The sequence below is a fragment of the Pseudarthrobacter chlorophenolicus genome, from assembly GCF_000962805.1.
Taxonomy (GTDB): domain Bacteria; phylum Actinomycetota; class Actinomycetes; order Actinomycetales; family Micrococcaceae; genus Arthrobacter; species Arthrobacter chlorophenolicus_A.
This window is the reverse complement of the sequence record NZ_JZTW01000002.1, coordinates 60,279-81,218: the sequence shown is the minus strand read 5'-3', so window position 1 is coordinate 81,218 and position 20,940 is coordinate 60,279. Positions and strand designations below refer to the sequence as shown.

The window sequence follows — 20,940 nt, the reverse complement described above, 5'->3', positions numbered from 1 at the left end:
CCCCATGATCAAGTTCATTGCCAAGAGGCTGGGCAGCGGGGTGATGGTGCTGTTCGTTGTCTCCGTGCTCACCTTCACCCTGCTGTACACCTCCAGCGGAAGCATCGCCCAAAACATCCTCGGAGACCAGGCCACTCCTGAACAGGTCGCCGCGAAGGAACACGAGCTGGGCCTCGACCAGCCCCTGTTCGTCCGCTATTTCTCCTGGCTGGGCGATGCCCTGGGCGGAAACCTTGGGGCCTCATGGTTCACCAACGAACCGGTAGCCAACTCCCTGGCCACCCGCATCCCCGTGACCATGACCATGGTTTTCGCCGCAATGATCCTGATCGCCATCTGCGCAGCACTCATTGGTGTTGCCGCAGCCGTAAAGCGCGGCTGGGTGGACAGGGTGGTCCAGGTGGGCGCCATCATCGGCGACTCCATCCCGGGATACGTCATCGGCGTGTTCCTGGTAACCATCCTGGCCATCCAGCTGGGCCTGTTCCCGGCCACCAGCACCATCTCCCCCGGAGTGGGTCCGGAGGTTTGGGTGGTGTCGATGACCTTGCCGGTCATCGCACTCCTGATCAACGGCGTCACCGGCGGCGCACAGCAGATCCGCAGTGCCGTCATCAAACAGCTCGAGCGTGACTACGTCCGGACCCTCCGCAGCCGCGGGATCGGTGAGCGGGAGATTCTGTTCAAGCACGTACTGCGCAGCGCTGCCCCGGCGGGGCTCACGGTGCTGAGCCTGCAGCTGATCGGCATGCTGGGCGGCGTGGTGATCATCGAACAGATCTTCGCGCTCCCCGGTATGGGACCGCTTGCAGTAGCCGCAACCGGCCAGACAGATCTTCCCGTGGTCATGGGAGTCGTCATGTACACCGTGGTGGTGGTCATCGTGGTGAATCTCCTGGTGGACATCGTCAATGGCTGGCTCAACCCGAAAGTGCGTGTCTCATGAGTGATTCCGTAGATACAGCGGCAGTGTCCGTGGCCACGGGCCAGACCGGCACGGTGGTCCGTTCCACCGTGATGCGCCGACTCCTGAAGAACCCCCTGGGCATCGCAGCTCTCCTCATCCTGGGCACCATTGCCTTGCTGGCTATCCTGGCTCCGGTGTTGGCACCCTTCGAGGAGAACTTCGCCAACATCTCCAAGACCCTCGCCGCGCCGGATTTCACCAACATCCTGGGAACGGACAGCGCAGGCCGCGATAACTGGAGCCGCCTGCTCTTCGGGGCCCAGCTGACGCTGCTGTCGGCCTTGCTGTGCGCCGGGGTCGCCATCGCCATCGGCCTGCCCGCCGGCCTGATTGCCGGCTACTACGCGGGCAAGTTCGAAGCTGTCTCCAACTGGATTGTCAGCATCCTCATGAGCCTTCCCGGGCTGATCGTGCTGCTCACCATCCGTGCGGCGTTCGGCCCGTCCGTGTGGATCTCAATGATTGCGTTCGGCATCCTCATCAGCCCGTCCTACTTCAGGCTCACCCGCGCCGCGGTTCAGTCCGTGCGGAACGAACTGTACGTTGACGCCGCCAGGGTCTCCGGCCTTTCTGACCTGAGCATCATTGCCCGTCACATCTTCTCGGTGGTCCGCGCCCCCATCATCATCCAGACGGCGGCGATCGCTGGCGTGGCCATCGCCATCCAGTCCGGCCTGGAGTTCCTGGGTCTCGGCGACCCTACCAAGGCAACCTGGGGCGTCATGCTCTCGGAGGGGTTCAAGAACGTCTACCTGACCCCCACCCTGCTGCTCTGGCCGGCCCTGGCCATGGCCCTCACCATCGGCGGACTCGTGCTGCTGGGCAACGCCATCCGGGACGCCCTGGAAGACGGCGAAAAGATCAAGCACCGCAAGAAGCGCGCTGCCGTTTCGGCTACGGGCGCCGCCACAGCAGGAACACGCACGACGGCGGAACCAGCCAAGGCGCGCCAGTCACGGAAGGCAGTTGCCGCCGTCGAAAGCGGGACCGAGCACCACCTGGTCAAGGTGACCGGCCTCGGTGTCGGCTACCCACAGGCTGACGGATCCATAAAGAAAGTGGTGGACGATGTCTCCTTCCACGTTGACCGCGGCGAGATCCTCGGCATTGTGGGAGAGTCTGGATCGGGCAAATCCCAAACCGCGTTCTCCATCCTCGGGCTGCTGCCGGACAACGCACGGATCGTGGCAGGCTCCATCCAGTTCGACGGACACTATACGGTTGCCCCTGAGGACGAAAAAGTCAGCCAGGAGCGGCTCACCAAACTGCGCGGCAAGCGGATCTCCTACATCCCGCAGGAACCGATGAGCAACCTGGACCCGGCGTTCACCATCGGCTACCAGCTGGTGACTCCCATGGTGCGAGTGCTTGGCATCAGTAAGGCCGAAGCACGCCAGCGGGCACTCAAGCTGTTGACCGACGTCGGAATCGTCAACCCGGAGCGCACGTTCGACGCTTATCCCCACGAGGTTTCCGGCGGTATGGCTCAGCGTGTGCTGATCGCCGGTGCCATCAGCTGTGAACCGGACCTGGTCATCGCTGACGAGCCCACCACGGCCCTGGACGTCACTGTCCAAGCGGACGTCCTGGACCTCCTCCGCGAACTCCAGCAGCGGCTGAACATCGGTGTGGTCCTGGTGACCCACAACTTCGGCGTCGTCGCCGACCTCTGCGACCGTGTTGCAGTGATGCAGAACGGACGGCTGGTGGAGGAGGGCACCGTCCGCGAGATCCTCCGCAACCCGAAGGAGAAGTACACGCAGACGCTGCTGGGTTCCATGCTCGAGGGCAAGGAACCGATGACCATGCTCGTCTCCCCGCCGGAAGGGCCGGTGGCCCACGGTGAAACAGCCCACCATGCAACTGCAGAAAAGGAGCCGGTCGCGTGAGTACCCCTGCCGCTTCCCAGCACACCCCACCGCTGCTCTCCGTTGAAAACCTGGTGGTGGAATACCCCAGCAAGAAGTTCCGCGCCAAGCCGTTCCGCGCCCTGACGGACATTAACATCACCATCGGGCAGGGTGAAACCCTTGGCCTGGTGGGGGAGTCCGGCTCCGGAAAGACCACTTTGGGACGCGCCGTCCTGGGACTGGCACCGGTAACCCAGGGCAAGGTCATCTTCGAAGGCAACGACATCAGCAACGCCTCCCGCCGGGAACGGAGGACACTGAGCCGGGACCTCCAGGTGGTCTTCCAGGATCCGTATACCTCCCTCAACCCGGCCCTGGAGATCGGCGACATCCTCGCCGAGCCCCTCGCGGTTCAGGGACTGGACAAGGAAACCGCCAGGAAACGCGTCAAGGAACTGCTGGACCAGGTGGGATTGCCGTCGGACGCAGTCCACCGCCTGCCCCGCGAATTCAGCGGCGGCCAGCGGCAGCGCGTCGCCATCGCCCGCGCACTGGCCCTGTCACCCAAACTGATTGTCTGCGACGAACCGGTCAGCGCCCTCGACCTCTCCACGCAGGCGCGCGTGCTGGACCTGTTCCTTCAGATCCAAAAGGACACGGGCGTCTCCTACCTTTTCGTCTCCCACGACCTGGACGTGGTCCGGCACATCAGCCACCGGGTGGCCGTCATGTTCCGTGGCGAGATCGTGGAACAGGGTCCGGCCGAAACCGTGACCCGGAACCCCGAACACCCCTACACCCAGCGGCTGCTGCTGGCATCCCCAGTGCCGGACCCGGACCGGCAGGAACAGCGCCGTGCTGACAGGCACCGCCTGCTGGAACAGCAGCGCCAACAGACCGAACAGGCCGGGGCTGCGGCCTGAAGCCGCAGCCCACAGCTAAGACCCAAGGCCTCAGCAGGCCGGAACAACGGAGGAATGACGTGGCCAAAATAGGCGTACAAGCCATGATGCTCAAGGACAGCTTCGCGGACATCGGAGCGTTCGAGACGCTGCGCAAGGTCAGTGCCATCGGCTACAACGCCGTGGAGATCTCGCAGATCCCCATGACGCCGGAGAGCGTGGCCGAGCTGGACAAGTCGCGCAGCGAACTCGGCATGGACATCGCCGCGCTCTCGGTCAACGTTGAAGGCCGCAAGGGCATGCCAGTGGAATCGCTGGCGGAGAATTTCGACAAGATCGTGGCCGACGCCAAGCGGCTGGACACGTCGCTGCTGCGGATCGGGATGCTGCCGTTCCCCGCCATGAAGTCAATCGACGCCGTGATCGACTTTGCCAAGCAGGCCAACGGGTATGCGGAACGGCTCCAGGAACACGGCATCAGCCTGTACTACCACAACCACCATATTGAGTTTGCGAAGTTTGACGGCAAATACATGCTGGACGTCATCGCGGAGAACTCCCCGGCCATGGGCATGGAAATCGACGTCCACTGGGTTCAGCGGGCCGGCCTTGACCCGGTCCGGACGCTCGAAAAGTACGCCGGCAAGACGGCCATGGTGCACCTGAAGGACTACCGGATCGGACAGATGCCGGAATCGTCCTTCGGGCTGCTGGAGAAGGGTGACTTCCCCGGTTTCATGGCCGAATTCAAGAACGTGGTCCAGTTCGCCGAGGTGGGCGAAGGCAACCTGGACTTCCCCTCCATCGTTCCCGCCGCCGTCGAGGCCGGTGCCCAGTACCTGCTGGTGGAGCAGGACGAGCTGTACGGCCGCACCGTGTGGGATGCCCTCCAGACCTCTTACGACAACCTCACCGCCATGGGCCACGCGGACCTTTTCTAGGTTTCGGCAGGCTCAACCACCGGACCAACAAGCTTCACCAACCACGAAGGAAACACAGTGAGCAAGAAAGTACGCCTCGGCATCATCGGCCTGGGCCAGCAGGGCGGCGCCTACGCGAAGTTCATCACCGATGGACTGGTGCCCAACATGGAGATCGCTGCCATCTGCGACACGGACCCCGCCAAAAAGGAACTCGCCGCGTCCACCTACCCGGACGTCCCCTTCCACGACGACTACATCGCCCTGCTCGACAGCGGTGACGTGGACGCCGTCGTTACCTGCGTCCCGCACTACCTCCACCCCGAGATGGGCATCGCGGCGCTGCAGCGGAACGTCCACGCCCTGGTGGAAAAGCCCGCCGGCGTTTACACCAAGCAGGTGAAGGAACTGAATGAGTTTGCGGCGTCCAAGCCCGAGCTCTCTTTCGCCATCATGTTCAACCAGCGCAACAACCCGCTGTACCGCAAGATCAAGGAAATTGTGGACAACGGCGAGATCGGTGCCATCCGGCGCACCAACTGGATCATCACCACCTGGTGGCGGCCGCAGGGCTACTACAACTCCAGCGAGTGGCGTGCCACGTGGGGCGGCGAGGGCGGCGGCGTCCTGGTCAACCAGGCCCCGCACCAGCTGGACCTCTGGCAGTGGATCTGCGGTGTCCCCAAGTCTGTCTACGCCAAGGTGGCTTACGGCTTCCGCCGGGACATCGCCGTCGAGGACGAAGTGACGGCAGTGGTGGATTACGGTGACGGCGCCACCGGCGTCTTCGTCACTGCCACGCACGACCTCACCGGAACGGACCGATTCGAGATCCTGGGCGACCAGGGCAAGATCGTGGTGGAAGGCTCCAAAACGGCCACGGTCACGCGCCTGAACAAGCCGGAGCGGGAACTCAGCGACGGCATGGGCATGGAGGACGTCCGCAAGCTCTTCATGGGCCAGCTCAAGCCCGAGGAGTACTACACCACCGAAACCATCGAGTTTGAATCGGTCTGGGGCGGCCAGCACGCCGGCGTCCTGGAGAACTTCGCCGCCAACATCCTGGACGGCACTCCTCTGCTGGCGCCGGGCTCGGACGGCATCAACGGCGTCCGCCTGGCCAACGCCATCCACCTCTCCAGCTGGACGGGTACCGAAGTGGGCCTGGACTTCGACGAGGACGTGTTCCTGGCCGAGCTGAACAAGCGCATCGCCGCGGAAGGCCAGTTCCCCGAACGGAGCTGACGTCCCCTCCCCAACTGGGTAGCAGTTAATGTCGTTTTGGGCTTCCGTAACGACATCTGCTGCTACCTGGTTGGGCGGGACGTTATCGCGGACACTCATGGCAACCAGCCGGTTTCCTGTTGCCAAGCCCGATTAGGATGGGGCAGTGAGCGAATCCAGGACGCAGGACCTTTCCGATTCATCCGCCGGGGCCCGCAAGCCGGTCCGCAGCGGCAAATCAAGCGCCACCATCTACGACATCGCCAAGCTGGCCGGCGTGAACCCCTCCACTGTTTCCCGCGCGCTCAGCAAGCCGGGCCGCGTCAGCGCCAAGACCCAAAAGCTGATCGAGGATGCCGCCGCCCAGCTCGAATACCGGGTCAACCCCTTCGCCCGCGCACTGCCCACCGGCCGCACCAACACCCTGGCACTGATCGTTGCTGACATCACCAACCCCACCTTCTTCGGCATCATCCGCGGGGCAGAATCCACCGCCACTGCGCGGGATTACACGCTAATGCTCGCCGAGTCCGCCGAATCCGCCGACACTGAACTGACGGCGGCGCGCCGCATGCTGACTACGGTGGACGGCCTCATCCTGGCCAGCCCCCGCATGGACGACAACCACATCCGCGAACTGGCCCGGGAGAAGCCGGTGGTGGTGATCAACCGCCAGGTGGACGGCGTCCCCTCGGTGGTGCCGGATGTGAACAAGGGCATTGGCGAGGCCGTGCGGAACCTCGCCGCCAATGGCCACCGGAAGGTCGCCTACGTGGCCGGGCCTCCGCAGTCCTGGATGACCGCCCGCCGCTGGGAAGGCGTCAGGGCTGCGTGCGAGTGGTCCCACCTGGAGTGCATCCAGCTTCCGTCGCACAAGCCAACGGTCGACGGCGGCAGGCAGGTTGCGCGCGACGTCGTCGCCAGCGGTGCTACGGCAGTGATGACGTACAACGACCTCCTGGCCATCGGCCTGATGCAGGAGCTGCAGGCCGCCGGCATGCAGGTTCCGGACCGGATCAGCATTGTGGGCTTCGACGACATTTTCGGCGCGGACTTCACCACGCCGGCCCTCACCACCATCCGGTCGCCGATGGCAGCCTGCGGCACCGAGGCGGCAACCCTGCTGCTGGAGGTGCTCCACGGCGCCGAGGAAGTGTCCCCGGCGCTGCAGGTGGAAACCGAGCTGGTCCTGCGCGGTTCCAGTGGCAGGTTGCTGGCGGCGGACCATCCCGCCTGACGCCCCACGCCAACGAATGGCAATATTTGGCAACCGGTTGACAAAAGCAGGTTGCCAAAACGATCATTGATCTATGTCACAGTCGATTGCCTCCCATCCCGACCGGCTCCTGCCCGCTGACCCCGGAACGCGGAGCATCGCCCGCAGCCTGCTGGAACGTGTGCAGGACCTGCCCATCATTTCCCCCCATGGCCACGTTGACGCAGCCGTCATCGAGCACAACACCGCTTTTCCTGATCCTGCAGCGCTGCTGGTCAGCCCGGACCATTACGTCACGCGACTGATCCATGCCAGCGGTGTGGACCAGGACCTGCTGCGTCCCCAGGCCGGCACCACGGGGAACCCGAACGCGGCGCCGGATGCCCGCACCGTATGGCGTGAGTTCTGCAAGGCTTGGCCCCTGTTCGAGGGAACGGCCTCCGGTTATTGGCTGCGGACCCAGTTCCAGAGCGTCTTCGGCCTCCAGCAGGAGCCTGACGCCGGGAACCCGGATGCCAGCTACGACGCCATCTCCGCCCGTCTGCAGGAACCCGGCTTCCGCCCGCGCGAGCTCTTCAAGGACTTCAACATCGAGGTGCTGGCCACCACCGATGACCCGCTGGACAGCCTGTCCAGCCACCAGGCCATCGCCGCTGATCCGTCCTTCCACGGCCGCGTCCTGCCAACGTTCCGGCCGGACCAGTACCTGAACATCGCCCACCCGCAGTGGCAGGACAACGTGGAGCGCCTCATCGCCGCAGCGGGCGACGGCGGCACGGGCTACGGCGCGTACATCACCGCCCTCGAGAACCGCCGCCGCTATTTCGTGGACAACGGCGCCGTCTCCGCGGACCACGGAGTCCGCACGCCGCGCACGCTGAAGCTCAGCGATTCGGAAGCCGCCCGCCTCTTCGACACAGCCCGCTCGGGTAAGGCCACGGCGCAGGACCGTGAAGACTTCGAAGCGCACATGATGTACCAGATGGCCCGGATGTCCGTTGAGGACGGCCTGGTGATGACCATCCACCCGGGCTCGTTCCGGAACCACCACGAACCCACCTTCAACACTTACGGTGCGGACAGCGGCCACGACATCCCGTTTGCCATCGACTACACCGAAGCGGTCCGGCCGCTGCTGCAGGACTTCGGAACTGCCAAGGACTTCCACCTGGTGCTGTTCACCATGGACGAGACGGTCTTCTCCCGGGAACTGGCGCCGCTGGCCGGGTTCTACCCGTCCGTGTTCCTGGGCGCCCCGTGGTGGTTCCTCGATGCACCGGACGCCATGCTCCGCTTCCGCTCCGCCGTCACCGAGACGGCAGGGTTCTCGCGTTCGTCCGGTTTCATCGACGACACCCGCGCGTTCTGCTCCATTCCCGCCCGGCATGACGCCTCGCGCCGGATTGAGGCCTCATTCCTCGCCCGGCTCGTGGCCGAGCACCGGGTCACGGAAGAGCGCGCCCACGAACTGATCGTCGACATCGTTGACGGGTCCCCACGAAGGGTCTTCAAGCTGTGACCACCGCAAAAACCGCCGACGCCGCCGCACCGCTTTCCGAGGCCACGGCACCTGCCGTCCCGCAACTGTCCCGGACGCTGCGGCCTGTGCCGAAGGCGCCTGTCCGGATTGTCCACCTCGGTCTTGGTGCCTTCCACCGCTCGCATCAGGCCTGGTACACGCAGCACGCCGGAGATGCCGCCGAGTGGGGGATTGCAGCGTTCACCGGCCGCCGCCCTGACGCGGCTGAGGCGCTGTCGGAGCAGGACGGCCTGTACACGGTGGTGGAGCGCGGGGACGCCGGAGACACCTTCGAGGTCGTCGGCAGCATCGTCGAGGCGGTGGACGGGGCCGACGCCGGCCGCCTCACCGCCCTGATCGCCGCCGCCGGCACCGCCGTCGTCACCCTGACCATCACCGAGGCCGCCTACGGGCTCGGCGCCGATGGTCATTTGGACCGGAAAGCGCAGGGCGTCGCCGCCGACCTCCAGGAACTCTCGGCCGGAACCGCAGGCCGGCCGGCCACCCCGGTGGGCCGCCTGGTCCACGCCCTGGCCGCCCGCAAGGCTGCCGGCGCCGGGCCGCTCGCCGTCGTCTGCTGCGACAACCTCTCCAACAACGGCACCGTTGCCCGCACCGCGGTGGTGGGCATGGCGGAAGCGTGGAACCCGGAGCTCTCTGACTGGATAGTGCAAAACATCAGCTTCGTCAGCACTTCCGTGGACCGCATCACGCCTCGGACCACGGACGCCGACGTTGAATCCGTAAAAGCTGAATGCGGCTACTTCGATAACTCCCCAGTGGTTGCAGAACCTTTCCGCAACTGGGTCCTCAGCGGCGATTTTCCCGCCGGACGTCCGCGCTGGGAGGACGCGGGCGCCGTCTTCGTAGAGGAAATTGAACCGTACGAGAACCGGAAGTTGTGGTTGCTGAACGGTGCGCATTCCCTGCTGGCCTACGCCGGCCAGCTCCGTGGGCACGCAACGGTTGCCGAAGCCTTGGCAGACCCGGTGTGCCTTGCCGCCGTCGAGCGTTTCTGGGACGAAGCGGAGGACAACCTCACGGGCGCGGCAGCCCACGGTGCGGACCTGCAGGTTCCGGCCTACCGGGAGCAGCTCCTGGCGCGGTTCCGCAATGCGCGGATCGCGCACCACCTCACCCAGATCGCCATGGACGGCAGTACCAAGCTGCGGATGCGTGCCGTTCCGGTTTTGACGGCAGAGCGCGACGCCGGCAGGTCCGGTGCGGGCGCGGCCGCCATGATCGCGGCGTGGGTTGCCTTCTGCATCGATGCAACAGGAGGCGGCCGGACTGTGCAGGACCCGCTGTCCGATGACATCGCGGCCGCCTGCGCACTGGCCGGCGCGGACCGGGTGCGTGCCCTGCTAGCACTGCTGAGCGTCCCGGTCTCACACGATGACGCCGTCGTGGAACTCGTGGCCGGACTCGCCGGAGGCTTCGCCCGCCAAGCGGCATAGGCCTCCCTCGGCCTGCCCGCTGGCTCATCGGCTGCACCGCGCTCCTGCCCTCGGAACTGCCCGGACGTCCTCGTGCGCCCGGGCATTTTCGGGTGCGCGGAAGGGCGTAGTTTGCCGTGATTCCGGATGGACCAAGGTAGCCGCGGGCACAGCAAAATTCTGCAGGGCGAAAACAATTGGCAACCGCTTGCCATAATCTTGCCAAGTGACTAGGATTACAACCAGACTTCAACAATGTGCTGCCTCGCGGCAGTGGGTAAAGGAGCCCCTCGTGAAGAAGCTGAACAGGCTCAGCATCGTCGGCTATGGCGCCGGCGATGCCGCCAACAACCTGGCATTCACCACTGCCACCATGTTTCTGCTGGTCTACTACACAGACGTCGCAGGGATTTCGGCAGCCGCCGCCGGCACGCTGCTGCTGGCCGTCAGGATCTTCGATGCGTTCGCCGACGTCTTCGCCGGACGCATCGTCGACAGGACCTTCAGCAAGCGCTTCGGCAAGTTCCGTCCCTTCATCATGTTCGGTTCCATCCCGCTGCTCCTGCTCAGCGTTGCCACTTTCTCGGTTCCTCAGATCGGCGAAACCGGCACCCTGCTGTACGCCTACGTCACCTACCCGGCGCTGGGCCTGGCGTACAGCCTCGTGAACATCCCCTACGGGTCATTGGCCGGCGCCATGACCCAGGATCCGGGGGAGCGGGCCAAACTCGGCTCCGCCCGCATGATCGGGGCGGCGCTGGTGGGTTCGTCGCTGGGGATCTTCGTAGCACCGCTGATCAAACCCGGCGCCAACCTGCAGGCAACCTTCACCGGAATCACCCTGGCGTTTGTGGTGATTGGTGCGGCCCTCTACTTCTTCACCGTCTTCACGGCCAAGGAACGGGTCCACCGTTCGGTCCCCAACGTTTCCTTCAAGCAGAGCGTGGACACCCTCAAAGGCAACAAGCCCCTCATGATGCTGTGCCTGAGCTCCTTCCTCTTCCTCACCGGCTACCTGGCACTTACCTCGGTCCAGCTGTACTACCTGCGCGATGTGCTCGGCCGGCTGGACCTCTACCCGGTGCTGTCCATCGCACAACTGGTCCTCACCTTCGTACTGGCGGCCATCATGCCGCGCCTGGTCCGCATTATCGGCAAGAAGAACGTCTACATCTACGCTTCGCTTGTCTCGGTTGTTGGCGGAATCATCATCTTCCTGGCGCCGCCAAGCCAAACGTGGATCGGCTTCGGCGGGCTCATCGTCAGCCTGGTGGGCGTGATGGCCGTCAATATCGTGGTGTGGGCCCTTGAAGCGGACACCGTGGAGTACGGCGAATGGAAGACCGGTGTCCGCACCGAGGGGATCACCTACGCGCTCTTCTCCTTCACCCGAAAGACCGGCCAGGCGGTGGGCGGGGCCCTCGCGGCCTACGCCCTGGCCCTGGGCGGGTACAAGTCCGGCGCAGTCCAGACCGCCGAGGCCGCCTTCGGAATCCAGGTGGCCGCAGGTGCCATCCCCGCAGTCCTGACAATCCTGGCCGTGCTGGTGATGTCCCGCTACAAGCTCACGGACGACATGCACGCCAGCATCATCCGGGACATCAAGGCCCGCCGCGCGGAGGCTGAAGCCGGCCCGGACGCAGCTTCCGCGCCGCAGGCTGCTGCCTCCACCACTTCCGCATCCGCAGCTCATACCAGCTAGCCCCGACACCCCGCACCAGCCCACCAGACCCACCCCGCAGACCCAGCCCCGCTCGAAAGGACCAGCTGTGAAAATCATTGCCGCCGAAGTGTTCGTTACCAGCCCGTCGCGTAACTTCGTGACTCTCCGGATCACCACGGAGGACGGTGTGACCGGTATTGGTGATGCCACCCTGAACGGCCGTGAACTCGCCGTCGCCGCGTACCTGAAGGAACACGTGGCCCAGTTGCTGATCGGCAAGGACCCGCACCGGATCGAGGACACCTGGCAGTTCCTGTACCGGTCCTCGTACTGGCGCCGGGGCCCGGTGACCATGGCGGCTATCGCCGCCGTCGACATGGCCTTGTGGGACATCAAGGGCAAGGTGGCCGGCATGCCGGTCTACCAGCTCCTGGGCGGTGCGTCCCGGAACGGGCTGCGCGCTTACGGCCACGCCTCGGGTGCGGACATTCCCTCCCTGTTCGACTCCGTGCGGGAGCACCTGGAGCTGGGCTACAAGTCCATCCGGATCCAGACCGCCGTCCCGGGTATCAAGGCCGTCTACGGTGTTGCCGCCCAGGCGCAGGCCTCCGGCGAACGGTACGACTACGAGCCCGCCGGCCGCGGCGCGTTCCCCGTGGAGGAGGACTGGGACACCCGCGCGTACCTGCGCCACCTGCCCACCGTCTTCGAGGCTGTCCGCAACGAGTTCGGCCCGGAGATCCCGCTGCTGCACGATGGCCACCACCGCATGACCCCCATCCAGGCTGCGAAACTGGGCAAGGCGCTGGAACCGTACGACCTGTTCTGGCTTGAGGACTGCACCCCGGCCGAGAACCAGGAGGCCCTGCGCCTGGTCCGCCAGCACACCACCACCCCGTTGGCCATCGGTGAAATCTTCAACACCGTGTACGACTACCAGACCATCATCAAGGAACAGCTGATCGACTACGTCCGCGCGGCCTCCACCCACTTCGGCGGCATCTCCCCGCTGAAGAAGGTCATGGATTTCGCCGCCCAGTACCAGATCAAGTCCGGCTTCCACGGGCCTACCGATATCTCCCCAGTGGGCTTCGCCGCGCAGCTGCACGTGGGCCTGGCCATCCACAACTACGGCATCCAGGAGTACATGCAGCACTCGGACAAGACCAACGAGGTCTTCCACCAGTCGATGACCTTCAAGGACGGCTACCTGCACCCGGGCGACGAGCCCGGCATCGGCGTCGAGTTCAACGAGGAAGCCGCCGCGGCGTTCCCGTACCAGCAGGCCTACCTGCCGTACAACCGCCTGGTTGACGGCACGGTGCATGACTGGTGAGCGCGGGCACCATTGGTAAGGCAGCAGCAATGACAAAGCACCGCATCGTTGTCATGGGTGTTTCCGGTTGCGGAAAGACCACCATCGGCGACCTCGTGGCCCGCGAACTGGGCGTCCCGTTCCTCGACGGCGATTCCCTCCACCCTGTGGAGAACGTGGCCAAGATGGCCGCCGGGACCCCGCTGACGGACGAGGACCGCTGGCCCTGGCTCGCCACCGTCGGTTCCGAGCTGGCCAACGCCGGAAACGGGGGACTGGTCCTGGCCTGCTCCGCCCTCCGGCGCAGCTACCGCGACGCCATCCGTGAACAGGCGCCGGACACTGTCTTCCTGCATCTGAACGGCAGCAAGGAAGTCCTGAAGGCCCGCACAGAAGGGCGGACCGGACACTTTATGCCGCCCGCCCTGCTGGACTCCCAACTCACCACGCTGGAACCGCTCGAAGCGGACGAAGCCGGGTTCGTCGTCGACATCGCTGTACCCGTGGACGAAGTGGTGGCGTCGGCACTGGCCAACATTGCCGCCGTCGTACCCTCGGACGAAGGTGCCGTGGGCACCCGCCCGCGGCAGTTCGACGTCGACCTTTCCGCGGCTCCGTTCAATCTCGACGGCGGTGCGCTGGCCTGGGTGGAAGAGACCATCAGCTCCATGACGCTCGAGGAAAAGATCGGGCAGCTGTTCATCAACCACAACAACGGCTACTCGCCCGAATACCTCGACGGCGTGCTGGAGAACTACCACGTGGGCGGCATGCGCTACCGGCCGGGGCCGTCCGCCGCCGTGCAGGAGCACATCCGGTACGCGCAGTCGAAGTCCCGGGTGCCTCTGCTGATCGCCTCCAACCCGGAAATGGGCGGGGCCGGAAGTTGCGACGACGGCACGTTCGTCTCCACGCACCTCCAGGCAGGCTCCCACCCGGACAAGAACATTGCGCGGCAGATGGGGCAGGTGGCCGGCGTCGAGACTGCGGCCCTGGGCTGCAACTGGGCGTTCGCTCCGATCGTGGACATCCACTACAACTGGCGGAACACGGTCATCTCCACGCGCTCGTTCGGCAACACCCCGGAAATCGTGGTGGAACGGGCGAAGGAGTACTTTGACGGCATCAGCGAATCTCCCACCGTCTGCGCCATGAAGCACTTCCCGGGCGACGGCGTGGACGAACGCGACCAGCACGTGGTCACGTCCTACAACACCTTCTCCTATGAGGAATGGGACCGGACATACGGGCACGTGTATCGCGAGATGATCGGACACGGCGTGCAGTCCATCATGGTGGGCCACATTGGAGCGCCGGAGGTGTCGCGGCACTTCCGTCCGGGGCTTTCCGACGCCGATATCCTGCCTGCGACGCTGGCGCCGGAACTGCTGCAGGACCTGCTGCGCGGCGAGCTCGGCTTCAACGGCCTGGTGCTCACCGATGCTTCCCTGATGGTGGGCCTCACGCAGGCGCAGAAGCGCAAGGACCTGGTGCCGGCAACCATAGCGGCCGGCTGCGACATGTTCCTGTTCTTCCGCAACCCCGCCGAGGACTTCCAGTTCATGCTGGACGGCTACAAGTCAGGCGTCATCACCGAGCAGCGGCTGCACGATGCCCTGCGGAGGATCCTCGGGCTGAAGGCGTCCCTGGGGCTGCACCGGAAGTCCCTCGACGAACTCGTCCCGCCGGCCGATGCGCTGTCCGTGATCGGTTCGGACGCGCACCGTGCCATCGCGGCCGAGGTGGCAGATAAGACCGTCACCCTGGTCAAGGACACCGCCGGGAACCTGCCCATCACGCCCGAAACGCATCCCCGGATCCGGCTCTACGGCATCTCCGGCGGGGCGGACTTCACGCGCGCCGATCCGCTGGCGTACCTGGAAACGGTGAAGGAAGAGCTTGTTGCGGCTGGCTTCGACGTGGACCTTTTCCGCACTGCCGAGCAGCGCGAGGCCGCGGGGGAGACCGGCGTGAACTTCATGTCGGTGCTGGCCGAGGAAGCGACTGCCGACTACGCAGACCGGTACGACGCCGCGTTCGTGTTCGCCAACGTCAAGGGCTTCGCGCAGGAGGCAGCCATCAGGATCAAATGGTCCTCACCGATGGCGGCCGAAATTCCGTGGTACGCCACGGAGGTCCCCACGGTGTTTGTCTCGTTGAACCAGCCGAACCACCTGATTGACGTGCCGATGGTGAAGGCAGCCATCCACGCGCACGCCGGCTCGCGGGAGGCCATCCGGGCTGCCGTGGCAAAGATCCAGGGCAAGTCTGAATTCCAGGGCACGTTCAACGAGAACGTGTTCTGCGATTCCTTCGACACCCGACTGTAACAGCCGCCGGGCTCAGGGCGCCGGGCGCAGGGAGATCCCCTGCGTCCGGCGCTTTATTTTCCGGCGGGGTCAAGCGGCCCCACGGCAGGCTATGCGCATGCCGGTCGAATTGAGGGCGGCGGTGAATCCAGAAACGCAGAAGGCCCCCGTTCCTCGAGAGGAACGGGGGCCTTCTAAGTGGCGGTGACGGTGGGATTTGAACCCACGTTGGCTTTTACACCAAACAACATTTCGAGTGTTGCACCTTCGGCCGCTCGGACACGTCACCAACCTCAATAGGGTACCGGAGCAAGACGCACATCCCCAAAACGACGCCTCGGCACATGCTTGGAGAGGGACGTACTCGACGGTCCAGAGGGGTTCACTCTGAATGTCAGACCCTCGCGCGATGATGCCTGTATGGGTAACGCAGGCGTTGGAGCAGCAGCGATGGAGGGTCTTCGGGCCTCCGTCGACGCCCTCGACGCGTTGTTTCTGGAGGACGCAGACCTGGACCAGACTGGTGCTCATGCCGTGGACTGTGAAGCTGTTGATGTGTTGGAGCGGAAGTCGGAGCTTCGGCTGCAGCGGCTGGCGTTGTGGAAGCAGTTGGCGGCGCAGGCCGCGGCCGGACTGGCAGCGGATACGGCGGAGTTCGCTGAGTTCCAGGAGGCGATGACGCCGCCGGACGCCTCGGGGTCGGAGCGGGCGTTCGTGGAGATGTCCACGACGGCGGAGGTCGCCGGCGTCCTGACCCTTAGCCCGGGTGCCGCGGCGGCATTCGTCAGCCAGTCCCGGAAAGTCTTCGCGATGCCACTGGTTCTGGGTGCGCTGGCTTCTGGGTTGATGTCGTGGCGGCACGCGGTGATCGTCGCCGACGAAACCGACTGCCTCGCCCCCGAGAGTGCTGCTGCGTTGGTCGCGCATTTCTTCGACCCTCACGCACCCAACCGAGCGCGCGGGTCGGCGCCCGGTGACCTCGTGGCGCACCTGTTCCGGAGGAAAGTACGGTCCTGGCGCGAACGCACCTACCCCGGCTCCCTCGCAATCCGGCATGCTAGGTGTGTGGCGGACCGGCGGATGGAATACCGGCCCGACGCTGACGGGATGGCATCGATAACCCTGATTCTGCCCGGGGACACCGCCTGCGCCATCTGGAACAAGACCACCGCGATCGCCCGCGGCCTCCAGGGACCCGGCGAGACCCGCACCCTCACCCAGCTCCGGCCCGACACCGCCGCAGCGCTCCTGCTCAGCGCCGGCCCAGGCAGCCACGCCGGCAACTCCGCCGGGACCAGCGGCCCCACGGGTGCCGGTGCCGCCGGCACCCACCCCTCCGGCTCCGATGGCAGCCCCGAGACCTTCGAGGGGCGCAATATCGGCGGTGATATGTTCGCGATTGATCTCAGCAAGGTCCCGGCCCCGAAGGCCGACGTCCTGGTCACCATCCCGCTATTTACACTGCTGGGCAGCACCGACGAACCGGCCGACCTCGACGGGTACGGCCCCATCCCCGCGGCGATGGCCCGGAAACTCGTTGCTGACGGGGCGACCTCGTTTTACCGGGTCTTGGTTGACCCGCGCGACGGTGCACCGCTCGAGATTGGCCGGACCAGTTACCGGCTGTCGGAGGCGATGAAACGCTGGATCAGGATGCGCGACGGACACTGCACGTTCCCCGGCTGCACCAACCCCAGCACAGATAACGACACCGACCACCTCACCGCCTGGCAGCACGACGGGACAACCGGGGTGAGTAACTTGGCACAACTCTGCCCGAAACACCACCGACTCAAACACAACAGCCGCTGGACCCCCACGGCAGCCAGCACAACCGAACCACCCGGCTGGACATCACCCACAGGCCGCCACTACCCGGCCCAACACCCCGACCCACAACCACCACACTTGCCACCCGGACTCCTCGAACAGAAACAACCCGTGACCGGAGGCATCACGGAGGAACCGACTGTCCACGGATCCGCTGAAGCGCGGTGGTCGTTAGAGGCGCAGATCCTGGCCGGCATCGCGGTCTGCCCCGACTATCTCCTTGCCGATCCACCGGATGACGAATTACTGGACGAAGAATTCGCTTACGAGGACCGCATTGTCCCCGACGATCTCGCCCGGGACGATCCGCTATGGGAGGCCTTTTACGCGGCTCCCTTCGAGCTGCCCGCTGATCCGCAGCAGGAACACTGGTTACACGATCTCTCGCTCACATGACCGCCACGGCTGGAGGCTGTAAGAAATCTGATGCTGCCTTCTCTTCCGTGCCGAGGTCGAAGCCAGCACGTTGACATAGCCCCAGCAGACCTCTCCCGGTTGCCCGTCACCAGCAGCCGCGGACCTGCTGAAACGGCGACACCCGCCGTCGGATCTTCCTCCCGAACGCCCGTCCCGATAGATTCGACAGCAAGATGACTAATTCAGAATTGCCCCACCGCGCCACCGCCTACTGGACCACCGCGAAAGAACAGGGCGAGCTCCGCTCCGAGGACCTTCCCGCCCCAGGGCCGGACGAAGCCGTGGTTCGTGCGCTGTACTCCGGCATCAGCAGGGGCACCGAGATGGTGGTCCACCGGGGCGCGGTGCCGGAGCGGGTCGCGGAAGAAATGCGTGCCCCGCACCAGGAAGGCAATTTTCCGGGGCCGGTGAAGTTCGGCTACCTGTCGGTCGGCGTCGTGGAGGACGGCCCGGACGAATGGAAGGGACAGCGCGTTTTCTGCCTCAGCCCGCACCAGGACCGGTACGTTGTCCCCGTGGCCGCCCTCACAAGAATCCCGGACGGCGTCCCGTCACAGCGAGCCGTGCTCACCGGAACAGTGGAAACGGCCATCAATGCCCTGTGGGAGGCCGAACCAAAGCTGGGGGACCGCGTCGCCGTCGTCGGAGCCGGCCTGGTGGGCGGGATGGTGGCCACCCTGCTGCGCACCTTCCCGCTTCAGCGTCTTCAACTCGTTGACGTGGATCCGGGACGGAAGAAGCTGACAGACGCCATCGGCGTCGAGTTTACGAGCCCCGAGAACGCCGCGGACGACTGCGACATCGTGATCCACTGCTCCGCTTCTCAGGAAGGCCTCGAACGCAGCCTTCAGCTTGTGGGCGACGACGGGGACGTCATCGAAATGTCCTGGTACGCGGACCGGAAAGTCACCGTACCCCTGGGGGAGGACTTCCACGCCCGGAGGCTCTCGATCAGGGCAAGCCAGGTGGGCATGGTGGCCCGGTCCCGCCGGCACCGCCGGACCAACGCCGACCGCCTCAACCTGGCCGTCTCACTGCTCGCCGACCCCGTCTTCGACGCATTTCTCACCGGACAGTCAGCTTTCGAGGACCTCCCGGAGGTGGTTCAGGGCCTGTCCGATGGAAGCCTTGAAGCCCTCTGCCACGTCATCGAATACCCGCAGGACGCCGCCCGCCAGCCCGAAAGGCCGGCCTGAAAACCTAACAGCCGGCACACGCCAAGCCCACCGATTCACCACTCCAGACCTACTCCACCAAGCAGAGCCCGAGGTAACCCATGTTCAGCCTGACCGTCCGCCGCCACTTCATGATCGCCCACAGCTTGCCGCGTGAGGCCTTCGGCCCTGCCCAGGGCCTGCACGGCGCAACGTTCGTCGCAGAAGTGGCGTTCCGCCGTCGTGCCCTGAATGACAACGCGATCGTCCTGGACATCGGCGCCGCCGGAACCGTCATCGAGGAAGTGCTCGACGGGTTGAACTACAAGAACCTGGACGACCACCCCGACTTCGAGGGCAAGCTCAGCACCACCGAGGCCCTCGCCCAGTACGTTGCCCAGGCCGTGGCGGCGAAGATCAGCGAGGACGACGACGGCCGCCACCTCGACGGGATCGAGGTCACCCTCCGCGAGAATCCGGATGCCTGGGCCACGTTCTCGCTGGACCTCAACGCCTGACCCATGCGCGTGGTGCGGCTGCTGGTCCCCGCCAACATTCGCCACAGCTCCGGCGGCAACGTCTACAACGCCCGCCTGGCTGAGGGCCTGGGAAACCTGGGGTGGGAGGTGCAGGTCCTTCCGATCGAGGGGAACTGGCCGCACGCTTCTGCCAAGGACCGACGCCGGCTCGGCAGCGTTCTAGGCGCGTGGGAGCCAGAGCAAGGGCAACTGTCAGCCGTGGCGCTGGTGGACGGCCTCGTTGCGGTCGGCGCCCCGGACGAGCTCGAATTCGCGGCCAAGGCGGGCCGGCAAACTTTCATCCTGGTGCATATGCCGGTCCCGGAAACCTCCGGGCCGGAAGCGTTGCAGAAAGAAGCAAGGGCACTGCGTGCGGCGTCGGGTGTCATTTGCACCAGCAGCAGCGCGGCCGCCGTCCTCAAGGCGCGCGGAATTCCCAGCGCCCGGGTCGCCCTTCCGGGAGCCGATCCGGCCCCACCCGCCTCAGGCTCTCGGCCTCCAAACCTCCTCGCCGTGGCGGCGCTGCTGCCCAACAAGGACCAGCTCCTCACCGTGGCAGCACTGGAAGGCATTCAGGACTTGGAGTGGACGGCCTCGCTGGTGGGATCGGAGCAGGCAGATCCGGCCTACGCCCGGCAGGTAGGGGAAGCCGTCGCCCGCAGCGGCCTGTCGGGACGAGTGCAGCTCACTGGGGAGTTGACCGGGGATGCGCTTGAGGCGGAATGGAATCGTGCAGACCTGAGCCTCCTTGTCTCCCGCGAAGAAGCTTTTGGCATGGCGGTCACCGAGTCGCTGGCCCGCGGCGTTCCCGTGGTGGTCCGGCAGGGGACGGGTGCGGTCGAAGCGCTGGACCTTGCCTCGTTGAAGGATAACGACGGCGGCAGGCACCTCCCCGGGGCGGCGCTGGATTTGCTACGCGGCGGCGAAGCCGACGCACCAGTCCTCAACCGGACCCTTCGGCAGTGGCTGGAGAACCACGCTTTAAAGCAGGACTGGCGCAGCCGGGCCCTGGAAGCGCGAGGCCTCCTGCCCGGTTGGGATGAGACGGCAAGGAACGTCGTGCGTGCGCTGACCCGTACCGAGTAAAAAGCCCGGACAGGGCAAGGCTGTTAAAGGCTCCAGTCACCAACCGAAGCAGTGCGGCTACAACCGCGTCCGGTGGCCCGCAAAGAAATCCCGCAGCAGCACTGCGCTTTCCTCCTCGCGGACGCCCGGGTACACCTCTACCCAATGGTTGAGCCTGCGCTCGCGGAGAATGTCGAACACCGAACCTGCCGCGCCGGCCTTCTCGTCCCAGGCGCCGAACACCACCCGGGGAATGCGGGCCAGGACAATCGCTCCGGCACACATTGCGCATGGCTCCAGCGTGACCACCAGCGTGCAGTCGGACAGGCGCCACCCGTCGTCCAAGCCGCGGCCATCCCGGGCACGCTCCCGTAACTGTTCCGCAGCCTGGCGGATGGCCACCACCTCAGCGTGGGCGGTGGGGTCTCCGAGCTCTTCGCGCTGGTTGCGTCCCGAACCCAGCACCTCTCCGTCGGGCCCCAGCACCACGGCGCCAATGGGAACATCGCCAGTCGCGAGTGCCGCGCGGGCCTCCGCCAGGGCAAGGCCCATCCACCTGTCGTGATTGTTCGATGCGGAGACCATGGCTCAATGATAGTTTCGGGGGATAGTAAGCCTGCGTACTGAATGCCGGG

At 65.5% G+C, this 20,940-nt stretch carries 16 protein-coding genes and 1 tRNA gene; 15 read left to right on the top strand and 2 right to left on the bottom strand.

Annotated elements, in window-relative coordinates:
* The first annotated feature begins 4 nt into the window (after positions 1 to 4).
* The 11 genes from UC32_RS03810 (at position 5) to UC32_RS03760 (ending at position 15,342) form a co-directional block, all read left to right on the top strand.
* Positions 5 to 946, top strand: a complete 942-nt coding sequence (locus UC32_RS03810) for an ABC transporter permease (protein WP_045729937.1) — start codon at positions 5 to 7, stop codon at positions 944 to 946.
* Positions 943 to 2,856, top strand: a complete 1,914-nt coding sequence (locus tag UC32_RS03805) for a dipeptide/oligopeptide/nickel ABC transporter permease/ATP-binding protein (RefSeq protein WP_045729936.1) — start codon at positions 943 to 945, stop codon at positions 2,854 to 2,856. The genes UC32_RS03810 and UC32_RS03805 overlap by 4 nt, the downstream gene beginning before the upstream one ends.
* Positions 2,853 to 3,740 (top strand): ATP-binding cassette domain-containing protein, encoded by an 888-nt coding sequence (locus UC32_RS03800; protein WP_015936003.1) that lies wholly within the window; start codon positions 2,853 to 2,855, stop codon positions 3,738 to 3,740. Before UC32_RS03805 ends, UC32_RS03800 begins: the two co-directional genes overlap by 4 nt.
* 59 nt (positions 3,741 to 3,799) lie before the next feature.
* The gene (locus UC32_RS03795; protein ID WP_235423583.1) at positions 3,800 to 4,660 is read left to right on the top strand and encodes a sugar phosphate isomerase/epimerase family protein; all 861 of its coding nucleotides are present in this window, start codon (positions 3,800 to 3,802) and stop codon (positions 4,658 to 4,660) included.
* Positions 4,661 to 4,717: 57 nt separating this feature from the next.
* Entirely contained in the window at positions 4,718 to 5,884 is a 1,167-nt protein-coding gene (locus UC32_RS03790; protein WP_045729934.1) for a Gfo/Idh/MocA family protein, read from the top strand.
* A gap of 145 nt (positions 5,885 to 6,029) precedes the next feature.
* Positions 6,030 to 7,100 carry a LacI family DNA-binding transcriptional regulator gene (locus UC32_RS03785; RefSeq protein WP_045729933.1) on the top strand — a complete coding sequence of 357 codons (1,071 nt, stop codon included), beginning with the start codon at positions 6,030 to 6,032 and terminating at the stop codon, positions 7,098 to 7,100.
* Between the two features lie 73 nt (positions 7,101 to 7,173).
* A complete protein-coding gene (uxaC, locus tag UC32_RS03780; RefSeq protein WP_045729932.1) occupies positions 7,174 to 8,598 on the top strand; it encodes a glucuronate isomerase in 1,425 nt (474 codons plus the stop codon).
* Entirely contained in the window at positions 8,595 to 10,055 is a 1,461-nt protein-coding gene (locus UC32_RS03775) for a mannitol dehydrogenase family protein (protein WP_052690510.1), read from the top strand. Before uxaC ends, UC32_RS03775 begins: the two co-directional genes overlap by 4 nt.
* Positions 10,056 to 10,326: 271 nt before the next feature.
* A complete protein-coding gene (gene uidB, locus UC32_RS03770; protein WP_045729931.1) occupies positions 10,327 to 11,736 on the top strand; it encodes a glucuronide transporter in 1,410 nt (469 codons plus the stop codon).
* A gap of 67 nt (positions 11,737 to 11,803) precedes the next feature.
* On the top strand, positions 11,804 to 13,033 hold the full coding sequence (gene manD / locus UC32_RS03765; protein WP_045729930.1) for a D-mannonate dehydratase ManD: 1,230 nt from the start codon (positions 11,804 to 11,806) through the stop codon (positions 13,031 to 13,033).
* A 29-nt stretch (positions 13,034 to 13,062) separates the two neighbouring features.
* Positions 13,063 to 15,342 carry a gluconokinase, GntK/IdnK-type gene (locus UC32_RS03760; RefSeq protein ID WP_052690509.1) on the top strand — a complete coding sequence of 760 codons (2,280 nt, stop codon included), beginning with the start codon at positions 13,063 to 13,065 and terminating at the stop codon, positions 15,340 to 15,342.
* 178 nt (positions 15,343 to 15,520) lie between these two features.
* Here the strand turns inward: UC32_RS03760 and UC32_RS03755 are convergent.
* Positions 15,521 to 15,610: transfer RNA gene (locus UC32_RS03755), tRNA-Ser, on the bottom strand.
* A 131-nt stretch (positions 15,611 to 15,741) separates the two neighbouring features.
* Here UC32_RS03755 and UC32_RS03750 point away from each other — a divergent pair.
* The 4 genes from UC32_RS03750 (at position 15,742) to UC32_RS03735 (ending at position 20,326) form a co-directional block, all read left to right on the top strand.
* Positions 15,742 to 17,547: an HNH endonuclease signature motif containing protein gene (locus UC32_RS03750; protein WP_412178014.1), complete on the top strand. Its 1,806-nt coding sequence runs from the start codon at positions 15,742 to 15,744 to the stop codon at positions 17,545 to 17,547.
* A 194-nt stretch (positions 17,548 to 17,741) separates the two neighbouring features.
* Positions 17,742 to 18,764 carry a zinc-dependent alcohol dehydrogenase gene (locus tag UC32_RS03745; protein ID WP_045729928.1) on the top strand — a complete coding sequence of 341 codons (1,023 nt, stop codon included), beginning with the start codon at positions 17,742 to 17,744 and terminating at the stop codon, positions 18,762 to 18,764.
* A gap of 80 nt (positions 18,765 to 18,844) precedes the next feature.
* Positions 18,845 to 19,240: a 6-pyruvoyl trahydropterin synthase family protein gene (locus UC32_RS03740; protein ID WP_045729927.1), complete on the top strand. Its 396-nt coding sequence runs from the start codon at positions 18,845 to 18,847 to the stop codon at positions 19,238 to 19,240.
* A 3-nt stretch (positions 19,241 to 19,243) separates the two neighbouring features.
* The gene (locus UC32_RS03735; RefSeq protein WP_082071897.1) at positions 19,244 to 20,326 is read left to right on the top strand and encodes a glycosyltransferase family 4 protein; all 1,083 of its coding nucleotides are present in this window, start codon (positions 19,244 to 19,246) and stop codon (positions 20,324 to 20,326) included.
* Between the two features lie 57 nt (positions 20,327 to 20,383).
* Here UC32_RS03735 and UC32_RS03730 read toward each other — a convergent pair whose 3' ends face one another.
* Positions 20,384 to 20,890, bottom strand: coding sequence for a nucleoside deaminase (locus UC32_RS03730; protein ID WP_045729926.1), 507 nt, complete (start codon positions 20,888 to 20,890; stop codon positions 20,384 to 20,386).
* Between the last annotated feature and the right edge of the window lie 50 nt (positions 20,891 to 20,940).